The organism is Streptomyces sp. NPDC048185, assembly GCF_043202495.1.
In the GTDB taxonomy this organism is placed as follows: domain Bacteria; phylum Actinomycetota; class Actinomycetes; order Streptomycetales; family Streptomycetaceae; genus Streptomyces.
Genome location: NZ_JBIDAN010000012.1, coordinates 66,012 through 83,131, shown reverse-complemented (window position 1 = coordinate 83,131; position 17,120 = coordinate 66,012). Strand labels below are relative to the sequence as shown.

The 17,120-nt window shown below is 71.3% G+C and carries 18 protein-coding genes and 2 pseudogenes (1 of these 20 only partly in view); 9 read left to right on the top strand and 11 right to left on the bottom strand.

The genetic code is table 11. From position 1 onward, the window contains the following. The first annotated feature begins 108 nt into the window (after positions 1-108). Positions 109-1,149 (top strand): glycosyltransferase family 4 protein, encoded by a 1,041-nt coding sequence (locus ACGF3H_RS29195; RefSeq protein ID WP_362498866.1) that lies wholly within the window; start codon positions 109-111, stop codon positions 1,147-1,149. A 564-nt stretch (positions 1,150-1,713) separates the two neighbouring features. On the opposite strand, the gene ACGF3H_RS29190 is transcribed toward ACGF3H_RS29195, so the two are convergent. From ACGF3H_RS29190 to ACGF3H_RS29165, 6 genes are all read right to left on the bottom strand, one after another. After that, a complete protein-coding gene (locus ACGF3H_RS29190; RefSeq protein WP_362498678.1) occupies positions 1,714-2,526 on the bottom strand; it encodes a hypothetical protein in 813 nt (270 codons plus the stop codon). Between the two features lie 427 nt (positions 2,527-2,953). Continuing rightward, positions 2,954-3,445 carry a GNAT family N-acetyltransferase gene (locus ACGF3H_RS29185; RefSeq protein WP_362498675.1) on the bottom strand — a complete coding sequence of 164 codons (492 nt, stop codon included), beginning with the start codon at positions 3,443-3,445 and terminating at the stop codon, positions 2,954-2,956. 762 nt (positions 3,446-4,207) lie between these two features. Beyond that, positions 4,208-4,621, bottom strand: coding sequence for a VOC family protein (locus tag ACGF3H_RS29180; RefSeq protein WP_362498672.1), 414 nt, complete (start codon positions 4,619-4,621; stop codon positions 4,208-4,210). Then, on the bottom strand, positions 4,618-5,202 hold the full coding sequence (locus ACGF3H_RS29175; RefSeq protein WP_362498669.1) for a dihydrofolate reductase family protein: 585 nt from the start codon (positions 5,200-5,202) through the stop codon (positions 4,618-4,620). Before ACGF3H_RS29175 ends, ACGF3H_RS29180 begins: the two co-directional genes overlap by 4 nt. Positions 5,203-5,354: 152 nt before the next feature. Beyond that, a complete protein-coding gene (locus ACGF3H_RS29170) occupies positions 5,355-6,353 on the bottom strand; it encodes a YdcF family protein (RefSeq protein WP_362498666.1) in 999 nt (332 codons plus the stop codon). 515 nt (positions 6,354-6,868) lie between these two features. Beyond that, a complete protein-coding gene (locus tag ACGF3H_RS29165) occupies positions 6,869-7,735 on the bottom strand; it encodes a hypothetical protein (protein ID WP_362498663.1) in 867 nt (288 codons plus the stop codon). 117 nt (positions 7,736-7,852) lie between these two features. On the opposite strand from ACGF3H_RS29165, the pseudogene ACGF3H_RS29160 reads away from it, so the two are divergent. Next, positions 7,853-8,016: pseudogene (locus ACGF3H_RS29160) on the top strand (XRE family transcriptional regulator); the annotation flags it as partial. Between the two features lie 403 nt (positions 8,017-8,419). Here the strand turns inward: ACGF3H_RS29160 and ACGF3H_RS29155 are convergent. Continuing rightward, positions 8,420-9,973 (bottom strand): alpha/beta hydrolase, encoded by a 1,554-nt coding sequence (locus tag ACGF3H_RS29155; RefSeq protein ID WP_362498661.1) that lies wholly within the window; start codon positions 9,971-9,973, stop codon positions 8,420-8,422. 75 nt (positions 9,974-10,048) lie between these two features. Here ACGF3H_RS29155 and ACGF3H_RS29150 point away from each other — a divergent pair, with 75 nt between their 5' ends. After that, a complete protein-coding gene (locus tag ACGF3H_RS29150) occupies positions 10,049-10,342 on the top strand; it encodes an ATP-binding protein (RefSeq protein WP_362498658.1) in 294 nt (97 codons plus the stop codon). 339 nt (positions 10,343-10,681) lie between these two features. Beyond that, positions 10,682-11,485 carry a class I SAM-dependent methyltransferase gene (locus ACGF3H_RS29145; RefSeq protein ID WP_362498656.1) on the top strand — a complete coding sequence of 268 codons (804 nt, stop codon included), beginning with the start codon at positions 10,682-10,684 and terminating at the stop codon, positions 11,483-11,485. Positions 11,486-11,862: 377 nt separating this feature from the next. Here ACGF3H_RS29145 and ACGF3H_RS29140 read toward each other — a convergent pair whose 3' ends face one another. Further along, a complete protein-coding gene (locus ACGF3H_RS29140) occupies positions 11,863-12,111 on the bottom strand; it encodes a DUF6207 family protein (RefSeq protein ID WP_362498653.1) in 249 nt (82 codons plus the stop codon). Positions 12,112-12,445: 334 nt separating this feature from the next. Between ACGF3H_RS29140 and ACGF3H_RS29135 the strand changes: the two genes are divergently transcribed. Continuing rightward, on the top strand, positions 12,446-12,982 hold the full coding sequence (locus ACGF3H_RS29135) for a hypothetical protein (RefSeq protein ID WP_362498652.1): 537 nt from the start codon (positions 12,446-12,448) through the stop codon (positions 12,980-12,982). A 140-nt stretch (positions 12,983-13,122) separates the two neighbouring features. Here the strand turns inward: ACGF3H_RS29135 and ACGF3H_RS29130 are convergent, their stop codons facing one another. Continuing rightward, complete coding sequence (locus tag ACGF3H_RS29130; protein WP_362498649.1) at positions 13,123-13,362, bottom strand: hypothetical protein; 240 nt, start codon at positions 13,360-13,362, stop codon at positions 13,123-13,125. Next, positions 13,359-13,751, bottom strand: coding sequence for a recombinase family protein (locus ACGF3H_RS29125; RefSeq protein ID WP_362498646.1), 393 nt, complete (start codon positions 13,749-13,751; stop codon positions 13,359-13,361). Before ACGF3H_RS29125 ends, ACGF3H_RS29130 begins: the two co-directional genes overlap by 4 nt. Positions 13,752-14,076: 325 nt before the next feature. Here ACGF3H_RS29125 and ACGF3H_RS29120 point away from each other — a divergent pair, with 325 nt between their 5' ends. From ACGF3H_RS29120 to ACGF3H_RS29105, 4 genes and pseudogenes are all read left to right on the top strand, one after another. After that, positions 14,077-15,249, top strand: a complete 1,173-nt coding sequence (locus tag ACGF3H_RS29120) for a DNA-binding protein (protein WP_393816556.1) — start codon at positions 14,077-14,079, stop codon at positions 15,247-15,249. A gap of 14 nt (positions 15,250-15,263) precedes the next feature. Next, positions 15,264-15,737, top strand: coding sequence for a hypothetical protein (locus ACGF3H_RS29115; RefSeq protein ID WP_362498641.1), 474 nt, complete (start codon positions 15,264-15,266; stop codon positions 15,735-15,737). Positions 15,738-15,799: 62 nt separating this feature from the next. Further along, entirely contained in the window at positions 15,800-16,333 is a 534-nt protein-coding gene (locus ACGF3H_RS29110; protein ID WP_362498638.1) for a CbrC family protein, read from the top strand. Positions 16,334-16,387: 54 nt separating this feature from the next. Then, positions 16,388-16,859, top strand: a pseudogene (locus ACGF3H_RS29105) (transposase). A gap of 70 nt (positions 16,860-16,929) precedes the next feature. On the opposite strand, the gene ACGF3H_RS29100 reads toward ACGF3H_RS29105, so the two are convergent. Next, on the bottom strand, positions 16,930-17,120 hold the end of the coding sequence (locus ACGF3H_RS29100) for an endonuclease domain-containing protein (RefSeq protein ID WP_393816555.1). 505 nt of this gene lie beyond the right edge of the window; the window shows 191 of its 696 coding nt (coding positions 506-696); its start codon lies beyond the right edge, outside the window; its stop codon occupies positions 16,930-16,932.

Below are 17,120 nucleotides of genomic sequence, written 5' to 3'. Positions count from 1 at the left end.
CGGCGAACCGCCGTCCCGACTCGACCCGTTCGGAGAACCATCATCTTGCGTGTGGACCCAGCGGCACTGCGTCCCTACCGGCTGGCCGCCGCCCCCACCAGGCGGCGGATGTCCCTGATGGCCCGGGTATACGGCTACCCACCGGATCACAACGCGGGTTCGGAGTGGATGCTCCACTCGATGCTCCGCCCCCTGGCCGAGCGCGGCCACGACGTGACCGTCTGGCTGTCGCACCCAGGAAAGACCGAGAAACGCTACGAGATCGACGGCGTACGCGTCGTCCCCTTCCAGGAGGGCCTGGATTTCGCCGCCCAGGCCACCGAAGCCGACGTCCTGCTCTCCCACTACGAAAACGTCCCGGTCCTCGCGGGACTCGCCCGCGACCGCCGCATCCCGCTCGCCGTGATCTGCCACGACAACTTCGCCACCAGCTTCCACAACGCCGCCGGCGCCGACCTCGTCGTCTACAACAGCGAATGGATCCGCCGCGACGGCGAAATCTTCTACGCCCGCTACCCCCGCGAGTTCCTGCCCCGCAACAGCATCGTCGTGCGCCCCCCGGTCCTCGCCGACGAATACCGCACCGAACCCGGCGAAGCCGCCACCCTGGTCAACCTCAACGCCGACAAGGGCGGCGAACTGTTCTGGCAGATCGCCGCCTGGAGCCCCGAGTGGAACTTCCTCGGGGTCCGCGGCGCCTACGGCCAGCAGATCATGCCCCCACCACGCCTGCCCAACTGCGAAGTCGTCGACGGCGTACCCGGCCAGCAGATGCGCGACCACGTCTACCGCCGCTCCCGCGTGATGCTCATGCCCAGCCTGTACGAGTCCTGGGGACGCGTCGCCATCGAAGCCTTCGCCTCCGGCATCCCCGTCATCGCCCACCCCACCCCCGGACTCGTCGAATCCCTCGGCGACGCCGGCATCTTCGCCTACCGCGACGACCTCGGCGCCTGGATCCACGCCCTCACCGCCCTCCAGGACCCCGCTACCTGGATGCAAGCCTCCCTGCGGGCCAAGGCCCGCTCCATCGAACTCAGCGCCGCCCCCGACCTCGACCAATGGTGCGACGCCGTCGAAACCCTGTGGGACACCAGCCCCCGCACCAGCACCCGCCGGCGTGCTGTCAGCCGCATATGGCGCCCGTGACGGACCCGACCCCCGCCACCGCCTGAACCACCCCAGCCGGCCTCACCCCCGCAGCGAGACCCATGCCCCCCAGGGCTGGGCCCCCGCGGTCGCCGCACCCGGCCGACGACACGGTCACGCACTGCAGCAGCCACCGGCACACCGCCGCCACCCGCAGCCACACCCAGCCTGGCTGGGTCCCGCGCCGTGCGTCCCACGGACGTGGTCGCCCACCATGCGGCCAGCGCCGCGTGAGATCGCAATATGCGGGGTGGTGTCGGCCGTCGGCCGACGACGGCGACGCCGACGACCACACGCCTCAGGTCGCAGCTCTGACGGTGGCCGAGACGGCTGAAGGCGCTGCCCTGGCCGCGAACAGGACCCAGACCCCGGGCCGCTGAGCGGTCCCGGGGGCCGCGCGCGTATCCGCGGGGTCGGATGTGCATGCATGCGCGCGATGCCAGGTGCAACGACGCCGCGCCGTGCCGGTCACTGCGCGCCCACTGCTGCGCCAGGGGGGCTTCCGGCGCGGAGGGGACTGTGTCGGCGAAGGCCCGCACGCGTCCAGCGCTTGCCTGGTGGTTGTCAGTAGGCCCCGAAGGACCAGAAGACGCCTACCTCTTCGTCGTTCACCGCGATCACGCCCAGGTCCTCGAAGATGTCGAGGCCGGCGATGTATGCGGTGGTGTGGAAGCGGTGGGTGCGGGTGCCCTCAAGTCCTGAGGCGAGGAAGTCGGGGGCCGGGGTGGCGGCGGCTGTCGCGTTGGTCCAGTAGTGCGCGCAGGGCCCGTACCGGTCGAGCAGCAACCGGGCGTCCGCCAGCAGGGCGTCCCGGTCCGGGCGGGAGCGGACGGGGGCCTGCTCCGACTGCCATTCCTCCGCCATGACGGCCAGCGCTGCCACTGCCGCCTGGGCGTTCAGGGGATGCAGGTGGGCGGGCATGTCGGCCGGGGCCGGCGGGTCGAAGGGGTAGGCGGGCACGGTCTGGCGGGCGGGGTCGGGGCAGTCCATGTCCAGCCGGAGCCAGCCGCGGGGATCGGTGACCGTCCGGTGCAGCACGGCGTGGACGTCATGCGTCCAGTCCTCGTGCCGCCGCGGGCCGGTGGCGACGAAGACGCATTGGTCGTACAGCAGCCGCAGTACCGCCGCGTTCCAGGGGCTGCGGCGGGAGCGGAATTCCATGATCAGGTCGCCGATCTCACGGGCGAAGGCGTCCTTGGGCTCGCGCGGGATGCTCCGGAGCCGGCCGAGGGCCCAGTGGACGAGCTCGCCTGTTCCTTCCGCCGCGAGTCCGGGCGGCTCGGCCGGAAGCACGTCCGACGCCTCCCACGTCCCCCACAGCGCCTCGAGGTGGGCGTCCAGCAGGTCCAGGGCCGTCCGGTCGTCAGGCGGAATCATTCCGCCACCCTAGGCCGCAGCCGTCACCGGGGGGCCCGGCGGACCCGGCACCCTGCTCGCCCGGGCCAGGCGGAACACCGAAGGCGGTGCACGACCTCTGTCCTTGCTGTCACCGCGTGCCAAGCCGGTGACCCGCCCGCATTCATCGAAGTCATATCGGAAGCAGGCACGTCGATGAAGGCACCTTACCGAGCAAGCACCTGCCATCCGAGGGCCTGCATGCACGGAAAAACGCACGCGATCCGTACGGCACTCCGGCTTGCGGGCGTGGTCACGGTGGCGACGAGCCTGCGCTCGCCGTCGCCCTGGACGCTGTGGACCTCCAGCCGGCACACGGTCAGGGTCCGGCCGGACTTCAGGACGGGCCCGGTGGCCTCGATGTGGTCGCCGACGGCAGGCGCAACCGGTCCACTAGCAAGATCACGGTCTACCGCTGCAGTACCAAGTCGCGCTGGAACCAGGGTCCTGACTCATGCCCAAGGTCGGACGGGTCAACCAGGACAAACCCTGCCTTGATCAATACCCTCTGGGACGCGACATTCTCGCAGGAGGTGCCCGCCCGCAGGGTGCGCAGCCCGTGCCGCGCCACTGCCGGCCGGCACAGCTCCCGGACGGTCTCGGTCGCCACGCCGCGTCCGGCGACGTGCTGCGCGACCCGGTAACCGAGCTCAGCAGTGCCGTTCTCAAGGTCGTACAGGTTGAACCGGGCCAGAACTGAGCCGTCCTCGGCAACGAGCAGGTAGAAGGCGCAGATGCCGGCCTCCTGCTCGGCCAGCAGGGCGCCGTACCGGTCGGTGAACTTGTCGAAGAAGTCGTCGCCGCGGTCGGGGACCGAGGCAGCGAAGTAGGCGCGGTTCTCCAACTCGAAGGCCAGGACCGCCGGGGCATGGCCAGCGTGCAGCCGCTGCAGCTTGGGCACCGCCCGACCCTAACCGGACGGTGGGCTCAGAGCATCTGAGTTTCCGCCACCGGCGGGACCTCTCTCGGTCTGCGGCTGCCCGCCGGCCGGCTCCGCTACCCGGCCGGAGCGTCGGTGCAGCATCTGACCCGTCCGCTCGCCCGGCACATGTCCTGCGGGCACGGCGTTCTCACGGGCTGCACCCCGAAACCGAGGAGGCGTCCGCCTACGCGGCGGCCGTGGCGGAGACCATGGGGCTGGTCTGCTTCGACGTACAGCAGAACCGGCTCAGGCCGTGAGGAGAGTCGCCAGTCGGCGGTAGCTGATGAGGGCTGCGGCTATGCCGACGGAGGCGAGGAAGTGTTCGGCCTTGCGTTCATGGCGGCGGGGGAGACGGCGGCAGCCGGCCAGCCAGGACCCTCCGGGGGATCGGTCCGGCTTCACGGAAGTTGTGCCAGAACCCCATGACGCGGGCAGAGTCATGGGGCCGGGGCCTGGGCGCCGTGGTGGTCCGCGGCCTGCTGCGCCACGCCGCCGACGACCCTCGGCCTGAAGGAGGCCCACGGCATGGTCGGCGCCGACAACGCGGCCGGCCTCGCCATGTGCCACCGCCTGGGCTTCAGGCCCGTGCGCGACGTGGTCGACGCGACGGCAAGGGGACCGAGCTGATGGTGATCACGACGACGGAACCGGACTGACCAGGGCGGCGACGGCCGTAGGCAATTCAGCGGCGGACCCGGCCGCGACGGCCGCCACCAGGGGCCGGGCAGGACCGCCCGCCACTCAGGAGAAGTCCGCCGCGGTCATCCCGTCGGAGTGTCCGGCCGGCCACTCCACCAGTTCGATCCGGTACCCGTCCGGGTCCGTGAGCCACGAGGTCTTCGGGCCTGCGGGGCCGCCCGGACTCAGGACGGGCCCCGGGGCCAGACCGGCTCCGGCCAGCGCCTCCAGGGTGCCGGCCAAACCGTCCACCTGGACCGCGAGGTGGTCGACCCCGCTGCCCACGTCGACGGTTCCGTCAGCAGGACGGTGGACCAGCTCCAGCGAAGCCGCCGTCTCCTCGGGGAACTTCAGGATCACCAGGCGGCTCCCGTCGCCCGCCTCGACCCGGCCCAGCACGCCGTAGCCGAGGGCGGTGTAGAAGCGCAGGGAGCGCTCCAGATCGGTGACGCGGTACGAGACGAAGAGCGTCCTCACGCCGCCTCCCCGGCCCGGCGCACCCGGTAGCGGAGGTGCGTGACGTCCCGGTCCTCGAGCCGCCGGACGAGTTCGAGCTCGGTGTGCTCACCACCGAGGTGCTCGAACAGCCGCCGGCCGCCTCCGAGGAGGACCGGCACCAGATGGATCTCCATCTCGTCCAGCTGCCCGGCTCGCAGCAGCGCCTGCGCCGCCCCCGCACCGTGCACCATGACGGGCCGGTCCCCGGCGGCGGCACGCGCCAGCCGGGCGCACTCGTCGACGTCGGTGACGAACCGCGCGTGGCCGGGTGGCTCGTCCCCGTCGTCCACGTGGTGGGTGAGGACGAAGATGGGCACGCCGTCGTGATGGTCGCCCTGCCAGCGCCGGGCGAGCTCGAAGGTCCGCCGGCCGGAGATCAGCGCGCCGGTCGCCAGCGCCTCGCGGTAGACCTGGCCGCTCGGCCCGTCGGACTCCCGGTCGTCGAGCCAGTCGAAGAGCCGTCCGCCGTCCCGCCCCAGCTCCTGACCCGGCCGGTCGTCCGGCCCGGCGATGAACCCGTCGAGCGACATCGACATGTACAGCCGCATCGGGTGGGGCATCGTGGACTCCCTCGCTCGCTCCGCCACGCCTCCGGCCCCGCGGCCCCTGCTCGGCCGACCGAGGTGCGTGTACAGGGGAGACTGCCGACGACCGGCGAACTCATCGCACCGGCACGCCGAGGAGGGTGTCACCGAAGGGCGCGAGGATTCGCTCAGCGCTCGAAGACCGCCGTCGCCACGGGCACCGCCAGCAGCAGACTGAGCCCGACCAGCGGGAGGCGGTCCAGCCACAGGACGGCGGCGAACTCGCGCAGGGTCGCGGAGAGCCAGTACGCGGGGGCGGTCGGCGCACCGATGACGCCGACGGGGACGCCGGCGCGGCGGGCCAGCAGGGTGGTGCGGTAGACGTGGAAGCCGCTGGTGACCACCGTGGCCCGGTGGCCGGGACCGGCGCGTTCCATGAGGGCCCCGCTGAAGCGGAGGTTCTGCCTGGTGTTGACGGAGCGGTCCTCCCGCACGATCCGGTCGGAGGACACTCCGCGGGCACGCAGGTAGTCGGCCATGGCGTCCGCCTCGGAGACGACCTCGTCGTCGCCCTGCCCGCCCGAGACGACGAACGTCACAGGATCCGTGTCCGGTACGTCGGGCGCGTCGACCGCGAGGGCGCGCTCCAGCCTGCGCCGCAGCAACGGGCCGGGCCGGTCGCCCTCGAGCCCGGCGCCCAGGACGACGACATGGGTGGTCCCCTGAGGCGGGGTGCTGCGCCCCCCGACGATCACGTACCCGGTGAAGACGAGGAAGAGCAGCGAGAGGTACCCCGCGGCCGCGTTCACCGCGACCATGAGCCCACCCGCCACCTCGCCGCCGACCGCGTACAGGACGGCGTCGAGGCCGAGCACCGCCAGCACCGCGCAGCCGGCGGCGCCGGTGGCGAGCAACGGCGTCTGCGGCCCGTAGCGCCGGACCAGGAGGACGGCGTCGACCAGCAGGAGCAGGCCCAGCGCGAGCGCCCCGAGCAGGGCGAGGACGGCGAGCACGGTGGCGACGGTGTGGTGGGTCTGCGCGCTGCGGGCGGACACACCCAGTCCGGCAGACGTCACCGCGAGGCAGAACAGGACCGCGGTGGAGAACCGGTGCGGCGCCAGCACGGCATGCACGAGGCCGCCCGCGGCGAACACCGCCGCGGCAAGGTACTCCGGGTACTCCGGCACGTCCCGCACCACTCCGCTCTCCCACCCGCGGGGCCCCGGGGCCCGTCCCCGCCCGCCTGTCGCCGCCTTCGCGTTCCCGGGCTCGCGCAGCGCGGCGGACCTGGTGCGGACGGCCGCCCGACATCCTCGCAGACCGGCCGCGACGCGCCGTAGGCGGGCGTACGTCGCCGCCACCGACGGAGACCCGCATACGCGGGATACGCCGTCGCCCGGGACCGGCATACGCCCGGAAGCGGCATACGCCCGTCGCCCGGGGCAGATGCGTCAGGAGCGCAGCGCCTCAGCGACGGCGTAGATGCCCAGCCGGCTGTCGCGGACCTCCCTGACCGGATCCGACAGGGCGCCAACGGCGGGTCGATGCCGGACTGGCCCATGTACTGGGCGGCCACGAAGGCGGCGAAGAGACTGCTGCGATGGGGGGGGGGAGCTCCGGCATCCGAGTCTTGTCCCGGAACCGCGTAGCTGCCCGGCGCTCCACCTGGTCCCGCTCCCGACAACTCCGGGGCGGGAGGGCATCAGCTACTGAGGTCGAACAGGCCCCAAGCGGTGAATGGCTCGGCCTGGACGTAGATCCTGCTTCCTCGGCTGACGACCCGTCGGCGGCCGGGGGCAGGGCCATTGGGCAGGGCGAGCACGCTGACCTCCGTCGGCTCGACAGAGGTTTCGGTGAGCTCTCCGTGGGCGAGTCGGTCCCGCTCCGCGCCGTAGCCGCCGTAGAAGGTGACTCGCTCGCCGTGGACGGCCACCGCTTTGGCGCCCCGTACGCGGTTCGACCACACCCTCACGGACTGGTCGGTGCGGTCGGGGCGTATCTCGACGAGCGGGAAGTCCGTATAGGGGCACGCCCAGGCGGCGGTGCCCGACACGTTCAGGGCGTAGCAGTCGAAGAGACCGGGGATGCGGGCGCCGTCCGACGTCCAGGCGAGCCGACCCGTGGCGCTCCAGCGGCGGATCCCGGCCGGGTTCTCGTCGAAGTGCCCGACCCAGATATGGCCGGCCTCGTCGACGAGCAGATGCTCGATGGCGTCCCCGACGGAGAAGGACGAGGTCTCACGCCCCAGCGCGTCGAAGACCTGGACCTGGTCCGCGTCCTCGAACCGGCGGGCACGCGACGCGGCGACGACGAACCCACCGTCCGGCAGGCGGTCCAGGCGCGGCCAGCGGGCTCGCACGGCGCTCAGCTCGGTGAGTCCGACGTCGCCGCCCGGATGGACCGAGACGACCAGCGCGTCGAAGGGCAGGACATCGTCGCCGGGCTGCGGAGCGCGTTCGGCGAGCAGCCAGTGGGCGGTGCCGAAGACGTCGATGGTGCTGGTCAGAACGTGGCGGTTGTGGTGCGCTCGGGGGAGGTGGGCGTAGGGGACGAGGACAGTCTTCTGCACGAAAGGGCTCTCCTTGGTGGGCGGTCGTGGCCATCGGTCGCTGCGGTGCTCGCTGGGCGGGGGACGACGGTGACGCCGCTGCGCCTTGAACGGTAGCCCGGCCGAGCCGCATCAGCCATCGTCATCAACAACCGCGCCCGTCTCGGTTACACCGCGCCGATCGGGTCGACGGACCCGGACCGCATCCGGCACCTGACCGTCGCCCTGCCACCGCAGGACGCGGCCCGCCTCTTCGAAGCCCAGGAGGCCGGGCCGGCGACGCCCGACTCCAAGAGATCGCGACACCGAGCTCGAGCGACCCGCTCCCGGTGTTGCCCTTCGCGGCGGCCGACGCCGTTGGCGTTGTGGGGGACTGGCGGGGTCGTGGTCGTCGGTCCCTTATTGCCGCTTGGATCGTTGCTGCAGCCGGTCGCGCTCGCTGCGACGAGAAGAGCAACACAGGCGGTTCTACGGATGTTCATGATCCCCCCCATGACGTCTGATGGTGAACGACCACCACGCGGCAGGTGGGGAATTGGTGAGACCCAGTGCCTGTTCTCCAAGCCGACGAGCACGAACTTGAGGCGCGGCCTGCGGTGGAGCGATCGACTCCGTGCGGCGTCGGTGCCGTACCGGACAGGCCCCCCTGGTCCCCTGCGAACGAACCGGTGTGCTGACAGCCGCCCGGCTGAGGCGTACGGAACTTCAGGACATGCTGCCCCGGCACACCGTCCCCACGGCCGGGGTGCGGCCCGTGCGGAGGTATGTGTCGACCGCCTCCGTGACGCAGCGGTTTTGCGGGTATGTGCCGTGGCCCTCCTCCTCGGCCGTCAGGAGCACGCCGACACCGTCGCCCAGGGCGCGGGCCATGCGGCGGGCGCCGGGGTACGGGGTGGTCGGGTCGCCGGTGCCGCCGACCACCAGGATGGGGGCCGCGCCGTCGGCGTTCACCTGGGGCGTGGCGCGCTCGCCGTCGAACGGCCAGTCGTAACAGAGGTAGACGCCGGTGGACCAGGCTTCGCCGAAGACGGGTGAGGCGGCCCTGACGCGGGCCTCGTCCCTGCCGAGGCGTTCGAAGCCTGGGCGCAGGCTGGAGTCCGCGCAGGTGATCGCGGTCTGGGCGACGCGGCTGTTGTCGCGCGGGGTCGCTGCGCGGTCGGCGGAGCCGGCGTCGTCCGCGCCCTCGCTCAGCGGACCGCCGTCGTTGTGGTCGATCAGCGCGGTGAGCGCCTCGGCGAGCGGCGACCAACCGTCCGTGCCGAGGTCGAGATGGTCGCTGACGGCGTACGCGAGGTCATCGGCGTCGAGGTCGTTTCCTCCACCGGCCGGGGCGGGCTCCTTCTCCAGGCGGTCGGCCAGGCGTGCCATGCGTCTCGCGGCCTCCTCGGGCCCATCACCGGTCGGGCAGTGGCGGATACGCGCCGCGCAGTGCGCAGCGAACCGGTCGAACGCCGCCTGGACCGCCTTGACCTGCGACACCTGCTCCTGGACGAGGTCCTCGGTCGGATCGACGGGCGCCTCGAGGACGAACCGTCCGACGTGCGACGGGTACAGGTGGGCGTAGACCGCGCCGAGCTCCGTTCCGTACGAGACGCCGAAGTAGTGCAGCCGCTCGTCGCCGAGGAGGTAGCGCATCAGGTCGAGGTCGCGCGCGGTGTGCGAAGTGCCGATGTACGGGAGGAGCGCCCCGGAATGCTCGGCGCAGGCGTCGGCCCCGTCGTAGCCAGTGTCGTCCGCGGTCTTCCCGCAACGCACCGGAATGGTTGCGCCAACGCCGCGCGGGTCGAAGGAGACCAGGTCGAAGCGGTCGAGGAGCGGCTCGTACTGATCGAGGTGTTCAGGCAGTCCGCTCACGCCGGACACGCCCGGGCCGCCGAAGTTGAGGACGAGCGAGCCGATGCGCCGGGCATTCGGGCCGGTGGCCTTGCGGCGGATCAGGGCGACGTCGATCGTCCTGCCATCTGGTTTCCGGTAGTCGAGGGGAGTCTTCATGACGGCGCAGTCGTAGCCCGCGCGCGCGGTGGGCGGCGAGGTGCAGCGGGACCAGTTCAGGTGCTGGCCGGTGGTGAGCGCGGCGGGCAGACCGGCGGGCGGATTGCTCGCGGTGAACTCCGTACGCGGCTGCGCACTCCGACCGGGAGCATCGTGCTGGAGCCAGGCGCCGACGGCCCCGATGGCGGCGAGGACGACCACGGCGATGATCCGCGCACCGACCGAGAGGCCCGGTCTGCGGCTTCGTATCGGATGTGCGTCACTCATCGAATCCCCGTGCTCCCACCCCTGGACGCCCGACTCGTGCCCCCGTGGTCGCGTTCATGATTGTCCGATCGTCGAATGAGTGCAGAGTACAAGCCGCCTCCGACAGCAACTCAGCTCCTGGCGTCACGGATCCCCAACCCGGTGAACGTATGCGGTCAACAGCACCATAAGTGCTTCGAGCGGCAGGGACGCTCGCTGATCATCACCAGCAACAGGGCGCCCAGCGACTGGTATCCCCTCTTCCCCAACCCCGTCGTCGCCGAGTCTCTCCTGGACCGGCTTATCAACACCAGCCACCAGGTGATCATGAACGGGCCCAGCTACCGCCCGAACAAGCGGCCCAGGAACCCCATTGACAAGACCAAGTAGGAAAAACCAGTGGACGTCGTGGGATATGGCAGTAGAGGCGGACGCCGGCGGTCCTTCATCCGGACGCGGCGTTTCGGCAGTCAGTTTGGATGGCTGTGCCTCAAGCGCTCCGCAGCGAACGCGCGCTTGCCGACCGCGGTCCCCATCGTGGCCGATGGGGCGCCGGTGGAGTGGGGACCTGCCTCGGTGCGGCGTGCCGCGGTTTCCCGCGAATTCCGGTGGAGTCTCAGCGGCCAGAAGTGGTTGGGTCCTGCTCAATGCTTCGCTGACACGGCCCGGCACAGTGCGAGGTGCAAGGTCCGAATCGCAGGCGCGGTCTAGCCCGTGGGTCGTCGAGTGATGGAGGTTATCGCGGTGGCTGGTTATGGGGCGCTTTCCGACGTATACGAGTGGTTGATCGGGGACGACAGGTTGACCCCCGCCAAGGCAGCCGCGGTTTACTACAGCGATGTCGTGGGCTCTCTGCCGCCCAACGCTCGCGTCCTCGACTGCGCGTGTGGAACCGGCCAGCTCGCCGTCGGTCTCGCGAGTCTTGGCCTTGACGTGGTCGCCGCAGACGCCAGCAGTGGGATGGTTCGCCGGACCGAGAAGGCCGCCGACGAGCGGGGTGTCTCGCTTCTAGCCCTCCGCGCGAGTTGGGACGAGCTGCCCGACCACCTGGAGGACTCCACGTTCGATCTGGTGTTCTGCGTCGGTAATTCGCTCGGGCATGCTGAGGGCGCAGCCGGGCGCCTGACCGCACTGGACGCGATGTCGCGGCTGCTGAATCCGGGCGGACGCCTTGTGCTCCACTCACGAAACTGGGAGCTCGTGCGCTCCGCCGGCTCACGGGTAGACGTCCGTGATCGACTCGTTCGCCGCAACGGCCGCGATGCGCTCGTCAGCTACTACTGGCAGATCGAGCAGCGCTGGGAGCAGGAACACTTCCTCGAGATCGTGGTTGCCCAGATCGAGCCGGATGGGGCAGTGCGAGCCTGCTCGGAGCGGTTGTCCATCTGGCCCTACCGGTACGAGGACCTCGTGGCGCAGTTGCAGAGTGTCGGGCTCACGGTGCAGTCCACCACCTTCGACCCCGAGAGCGATGGATACCTGGTGGTCGCCAGCCGCGACCAGGCGCGAGGCACGTCTGAGCCGGCGCGCTGATCCGCCTTTCGTCGTTGTCGTTGCCGACCTGCCGGCTCGCGACGGCCTGCAGCGCTTCGCGAAGTGTTCAGCGCTTGAAGCGGTTGCTGCGGGTGCGGTCCTCACCCCTGCATCTGACCTGCTCAAGCTGAGGTTGGAAACAGCTCACGATCTGCCTACCGTCAGCTCACGTCAGTAGCTGGGGAATTACGTGAACTTCCGCCTGGGGAATTTTGCGATCGTCCACACTCGGCTGGGTGAAGGGCGTGCCCGGCTGGAAGGCAGCCTTCATGTGGAACAACATCGCGTCCTGCTTCGAGGACTGCGACGACGGCATCACTGCCACGCCGACGACCGGCTCGAGCCCGTGGGGACGGTCGCCCGACAGCCCCGGGTTTCTACCAGGCGCCGCCGCGGGTGCCGGGCGGGTTCAGGGGCTGGAGCAGGTCAAGGTAGCAGCGCAGCCGCACCCCCGCCTGGCCGGCGTCCCGGGTGGTGCGTTCCACGTACCTGGTCGCCCACCGTGCGGCCAGCGCCGCGTGGAAGGCGAACGCGGTTTCGTCGTCAGCCGCGGCGACGTCGAGACGACCAGGCCGGGCTCGGACACGTGCACATCGTTGATCGCTTCCATGACCGCCGCGACGCACCCCGCCTCGACCGCACTTCGCGTAGGCGCGGGAGTTCACCCGAGCGGGCGGCCCGTCCGCCCAGGTCCCTGCGGCGTGGGACGGCAGCGCTGGAGGCGGAGATGCCGCGGCAGGCCACCGTCTTCTTACCGTGCCTTCGGCTCGGTGACCCGCCGCGTGTACGCGTGCTCCGTTGGAGCAGCGAGCCGGTCAGGTGCCGGGCGGTGTGACTTTTTGCCCGTGCAGGTGACAGAACCTGGGCTTCCGGGCGTGTTGTGCGCGCGGCCCGTTACCAAGAACCCGAAAGATCCGGGATCTTCGAAAGGACTGTCGTTCCATGCGTAGTGTGCGCACCTTGGCTGCAGCCGCCGCCATCATCGTCCTGTCCTCAGCGGCAGGCACTCCCGCCGTGGCCGCCGAGGCCCCGGTAACGGTGGCAGGGCCGATCTCCGAGCCGGGCGGCTTCTCCCGCGCCACCTGCCCTGCCGGTACCCAGCTCGTCGGCGGCGGCTACGACGCCCGCCACACCGTCAACGGCGTCAACAACGTCACCGACGGTCTGGTCGTCTTCGCCCCTGAGCCGCTGAAGGCCAACACCTGGACGGCACAGATGCTCAGCGGCCAGGTCAGGGCTTTCGCCATGTGCGCCAAGGGCAGCGGACCCGCCCCTCGGGTCGTGCTCGGCCCTGCCTCCGAAAGGGGCGGGTACTCCAAGGCGACCTGCCCGGAAGGCACCCAGCTCATCTCCGGCGGTTATGCCTCGACCCCGGCCACGAACGGACTGGGCCAGTACGTCGACGCGGTCGACACCAACACCCCCACCAACGACAACAGCTGGCTGGCCAAGATGACCATCGGAACCGCGCAGGCAGTGGCTCTGTGCGGCTCCTGACCGTGCCGCCCGCTGAGCCCCGGCCCCCCGTTCCAGGCCAGACGGCCGGCCTCTGACTTAACACCTGGGCCTGCCGCCTGAATCGGGACGGGTCAGGTTCCGTCACGCCACGACGCGCTCCCACCCCGTCGTCCGGCCCGTCAGCGCCCGGAACTGGACGGATCGTCCGGCGGGGGATCGGGCGCGGTGACGGGTTCGATCGCAGGCAGGGAGGTGGTCCATTCGGTGCCGCCGCCTTCGGGGCGCAGCCACGCCACCGGCTTTTGCGAGTCGCCGTCGGGGGCGATGGTCCGCAGGAAGCCGGTCCGGCCGGAGACCGTATCGCGGACCAGGCGGCCCAGGAGCGGGTGCGTGTGATGCAGCATGCTCGTGCGGGTCACCTCGGCCGGCCTGCCGCTACGGGCGGCGCCCACGAGTAGCGCACGTCCACGCCGTGCTCCTTCAGCTTGCTGGTCTCCCGGCGCCGCAGATCGTGCGGCATCTCCGGTGCGATGGACGGCGGCCAGCGCACGATGACCATGCCGATATCGCCGAGGTGGGCCAGCTCCCGCACCCGCTGCCAGCCGCTGCGGCGTGCGGGGTCGGGCTGTCCGTAGGGGTCGGTGACGGTTTCGAGAATGGTGATGTCCCGCTCGGCGGCGAACGCGCGGCCTTCTTCCTCGGCGCGTTCCGCGCCCAGTGCGGGCCTGAGCAGGCTCCGCTCGCAGCACACATACAGCACCGCCCGCACGGGCACGGCTGGCTGGCTGTCCTGCTGCGTGCTGGCCATCGGGGACCTCGCGGTGCTCGTGAACGTCCGGCTGCCCAGGGCGTCCCCGACGGGGGAACAGGGACGCCCCGGGCGCGGCGGCAACTCCCGGTCAGCACCGGGAGTTTGCCGCTGACACTCAGTCAACGATCACCGCACGCTGTGGGACCATCGCCCATGCGGGACCTGCATACGCGTACCCGCTGTGCGCATACGCGTGAGCGGCAGGGGCCGGGGGGATGCGTAGCGTGGGAGGTGAGCCGTGCAGCAGGAGGCGGAGATCCGGGCAGCGTCCCGGAGCGGCGACTACGGCAGGGTCATCGCACTGGCACGCAAAACCCGGGGCATGACCCAGACCCAGCTCGGTGACGCGCTGGGCCTGTCGCAGCCGGCCGTCTCCCGTCTGGAACAGCGCGGCACGAGGCCCTACCAGACCGACGTCCTGGCGGCGGCCGCCGCGCACCTGGACCTGCGGCCCGACCTCGTCGGGCTGTCCAGCGCCCGGCCCACGCCACGGGCGGGAGACGACGACATGCACCGACGTGCCCTCCTCGGCGGAGCGGTAGCCGCAGCCACCACCCCCGTCCTGGCCACCCTCCCCGCCCCCACCCCCGCCGCGGCGGACGCGGACGCCGGGGGGCAGGTGGCTGCGCTGCGCCTGTCGACCACCGCCTACCGGCGCCTGGACGCCTCCACCCCCTCCCCAGACCTCGAAGACGCCGTCCAGGCCCACCTGCGGCTCATCCAGACCACCGCCCGCACCGCCGGCACCGAGCACCGCACCCGGCTCGCGGCCGTCGGCAGCGAAGCGGCCGGCCTCGCCGGATGGCTCGCGTGGGACATGGGCAACCACGGCTCCGCCCGCGCCCGCTATGGCGCCGCCGTCAACGCCGCCCGATCCGCGGGCGACCGGCTGCTCGCCGCCTACCAGCTCGGCAGCCTCGCCCAGTTCGAAGCCCACACCGGCAACGGCGCCCAGGCCCTCAACCTTGCCGCCCTTGCCCGCCGCGCCCCGCGCGAGAACACCCCGGCCGTCGCTGACGCCTGGCTGTCCAGCATCGAAGCCCTCGGCCACGCGGCCGCCGGCGACCGCCGGGCGGCGGATACGGCACTGACCCGCTCCCGCACGGCCGCCGAGGCCCTGCCTGGCCAGGGGGCGCCGCCGCCGTGGCCGTGGGTGTTCTCCTTCACCACCGGCAAGGTCGCCGCCCACCGTGTCACCTGCGGCGCCTGGCTCGGCCTGCCCGATTGGGTCCTCGGTGACGACATCGACGCCCTGGCCACCGGCCACGCCAAGCAGCGGGCCCTGCTCCTGCTCGACATGGCCGCCGGACACCTGGCGGCCGGACGCGTCGAAGGCGCCTTCGCCGTGGCCACGCGCGCCCTCGAGGCGGGCCTGCACTACCGCTCAGGGCGGATCATGGAACGGGCCCGCGCCCTACGCCGCTCGCTGGCACTCTCGTCGCCGCCCCGCGTGGTGCGGGACTTCGACGAACGCCTCCACGGCGTCTACCTCTGAAGGAGGCCTTCCACATGCGGGTGGGGATTACCGGCCACAGCGGCCTGGACGACCGGACCGAGAAACGCGTCCGCGCCCTGCTGGCCGAGACGGTGCGCGCCTATGGCCCGGGTGAGCTGGCCGGGGTCTCCTGCCTAGCCGACGGCCCCGACGTCTGGTTCGCCGAAACCGTCCTCGACCACGGCGGCCGCATCGAAGCGGTCATCCCCGCCACCGCATACCGCGACAGCCTCCCCACTTGGCACCACCCCGTCTACGACCGGCTGCTCCACCGCGCCGCCGACATCCACGCAACCGGCCTGACCACCTCCGACTCCCACGCCCACATGGCGGGCAGCGAAATCATCGTCGGCCTCGTCGACGAACTCCTCGCCGTCTGGGACGGCAAGCCGGCCCGCGGCTACGGCGGCACCGCCGACGTCGTCGCCTACGCGCAACGGCAGGGCACCCCCGTGCGTGTTCTGTGGCCCGAGGGAGCCTCCCGCTGACGTCAGGGCCCCGGTTTCCCCGGGTACCGGCGGGCGGGTGGTGGTTGTTACGGTCGCCGACCGTGACAGAACCTCTTCCCGAGTTCCCGTATCACCCGGACCCGCTGGCCACCGGCTCCGTGACGGCCTCCAGCGCAGCCTGCGCCTGCTGCGGCCAGGCGCGCGGATGCCTCTACACAGGACCGGTCTACACCGCCGGGGAACCAGGCCGGCTGTGCCCGTGGTGCATCGCGGACGGGAGCGCCGCCCGCCGGTACGAGGCACACTTCACCGCAGATGTGGCAGGCGGCGAGGTCGCCAGGGCCGTGCTGATGGCCATCGCCGAGCGGACCCCGGGCTTCACCGCCTGGCAGGACGGGCAGTGGCTGGTGCACTGCGGTGACGGCGCCGCCTTCCTGGGCAGGGCAGGAGCCCGCGAACTGGCCCGCCACCCGGACGCACTTCAAAGCCTGCGCCAGGACATCCGCAGCTGGGGATGGCCGGACGCTCAGATCGACGACTTCCTCGCCTCCCTGGACAGCGACGGCCAGCCGACCGCATACCTCTTCCGGTGCCGGACCTGCGCAACCCACCTCGCCTACGCGGACTTCACGTAGTCCCTCACCGGCAGATTGACCGGACAGGCGGAGCGATCCGACTCGCCGAGCCGGATCACTGGAAACGGGTTGGCCGGGGGCGGGAGTGGTGCGGCGGTTCAACGGATATCCATCGCAGCGCTGACGCTACAAACCCGGCCACCGGTCTCGGCTCATCTGCCGGCCGCGCCAGGATGACGGCCGGCGTGACGGACGCAAGAGCTTCTCCTGGCGCGACTACCGTGACCTGCTGATCGCTTCCCACCATCAGCTCGGCGGCCCCATCGTGCTCGTCTGGGACAACCTCAACGTCCACAAAGCTGCCGACCTGCGTCAATGGGCAGAGGCTCAGGACTGGCTGACCATCTACTACCTGCCGCCCTACGCACCCGACCTCAACCCCGTCGAAGGGATCTGGTCGCTGCTGTGACGAGGCTGGCTCTCCAATGTGGCCTTCTCCACCCCCGAGCACCTCGTCCGGCGCATCCGGCCCGGCCTACGGCACATCCAGTACCGCAGCCACCTCATAGACGGCTGCCTCGCCTAGACCGGCCTGACCATCAGACCCGCCTGATCAGCAGCACGACATCACGAGTTCAACCTCAGTAGTAAGGTCCTTACAGCGGCGTGGTTGACCGCCACCCGCAGAAGCTGCCAGCTCGTGCTCGCACTCCCTGTAGGTCGCCCCAGGTGCTTATCCTCGCCTCCGGCCGCTGGGCGGGGGGTGGGGGGGGGGGGGGGGGGGGGGGGGGCCCGGGGGGGGGGGGGGGGCGGCCCGGCCCCCCGGTGGGCCGGCAGTTTTTGGTAC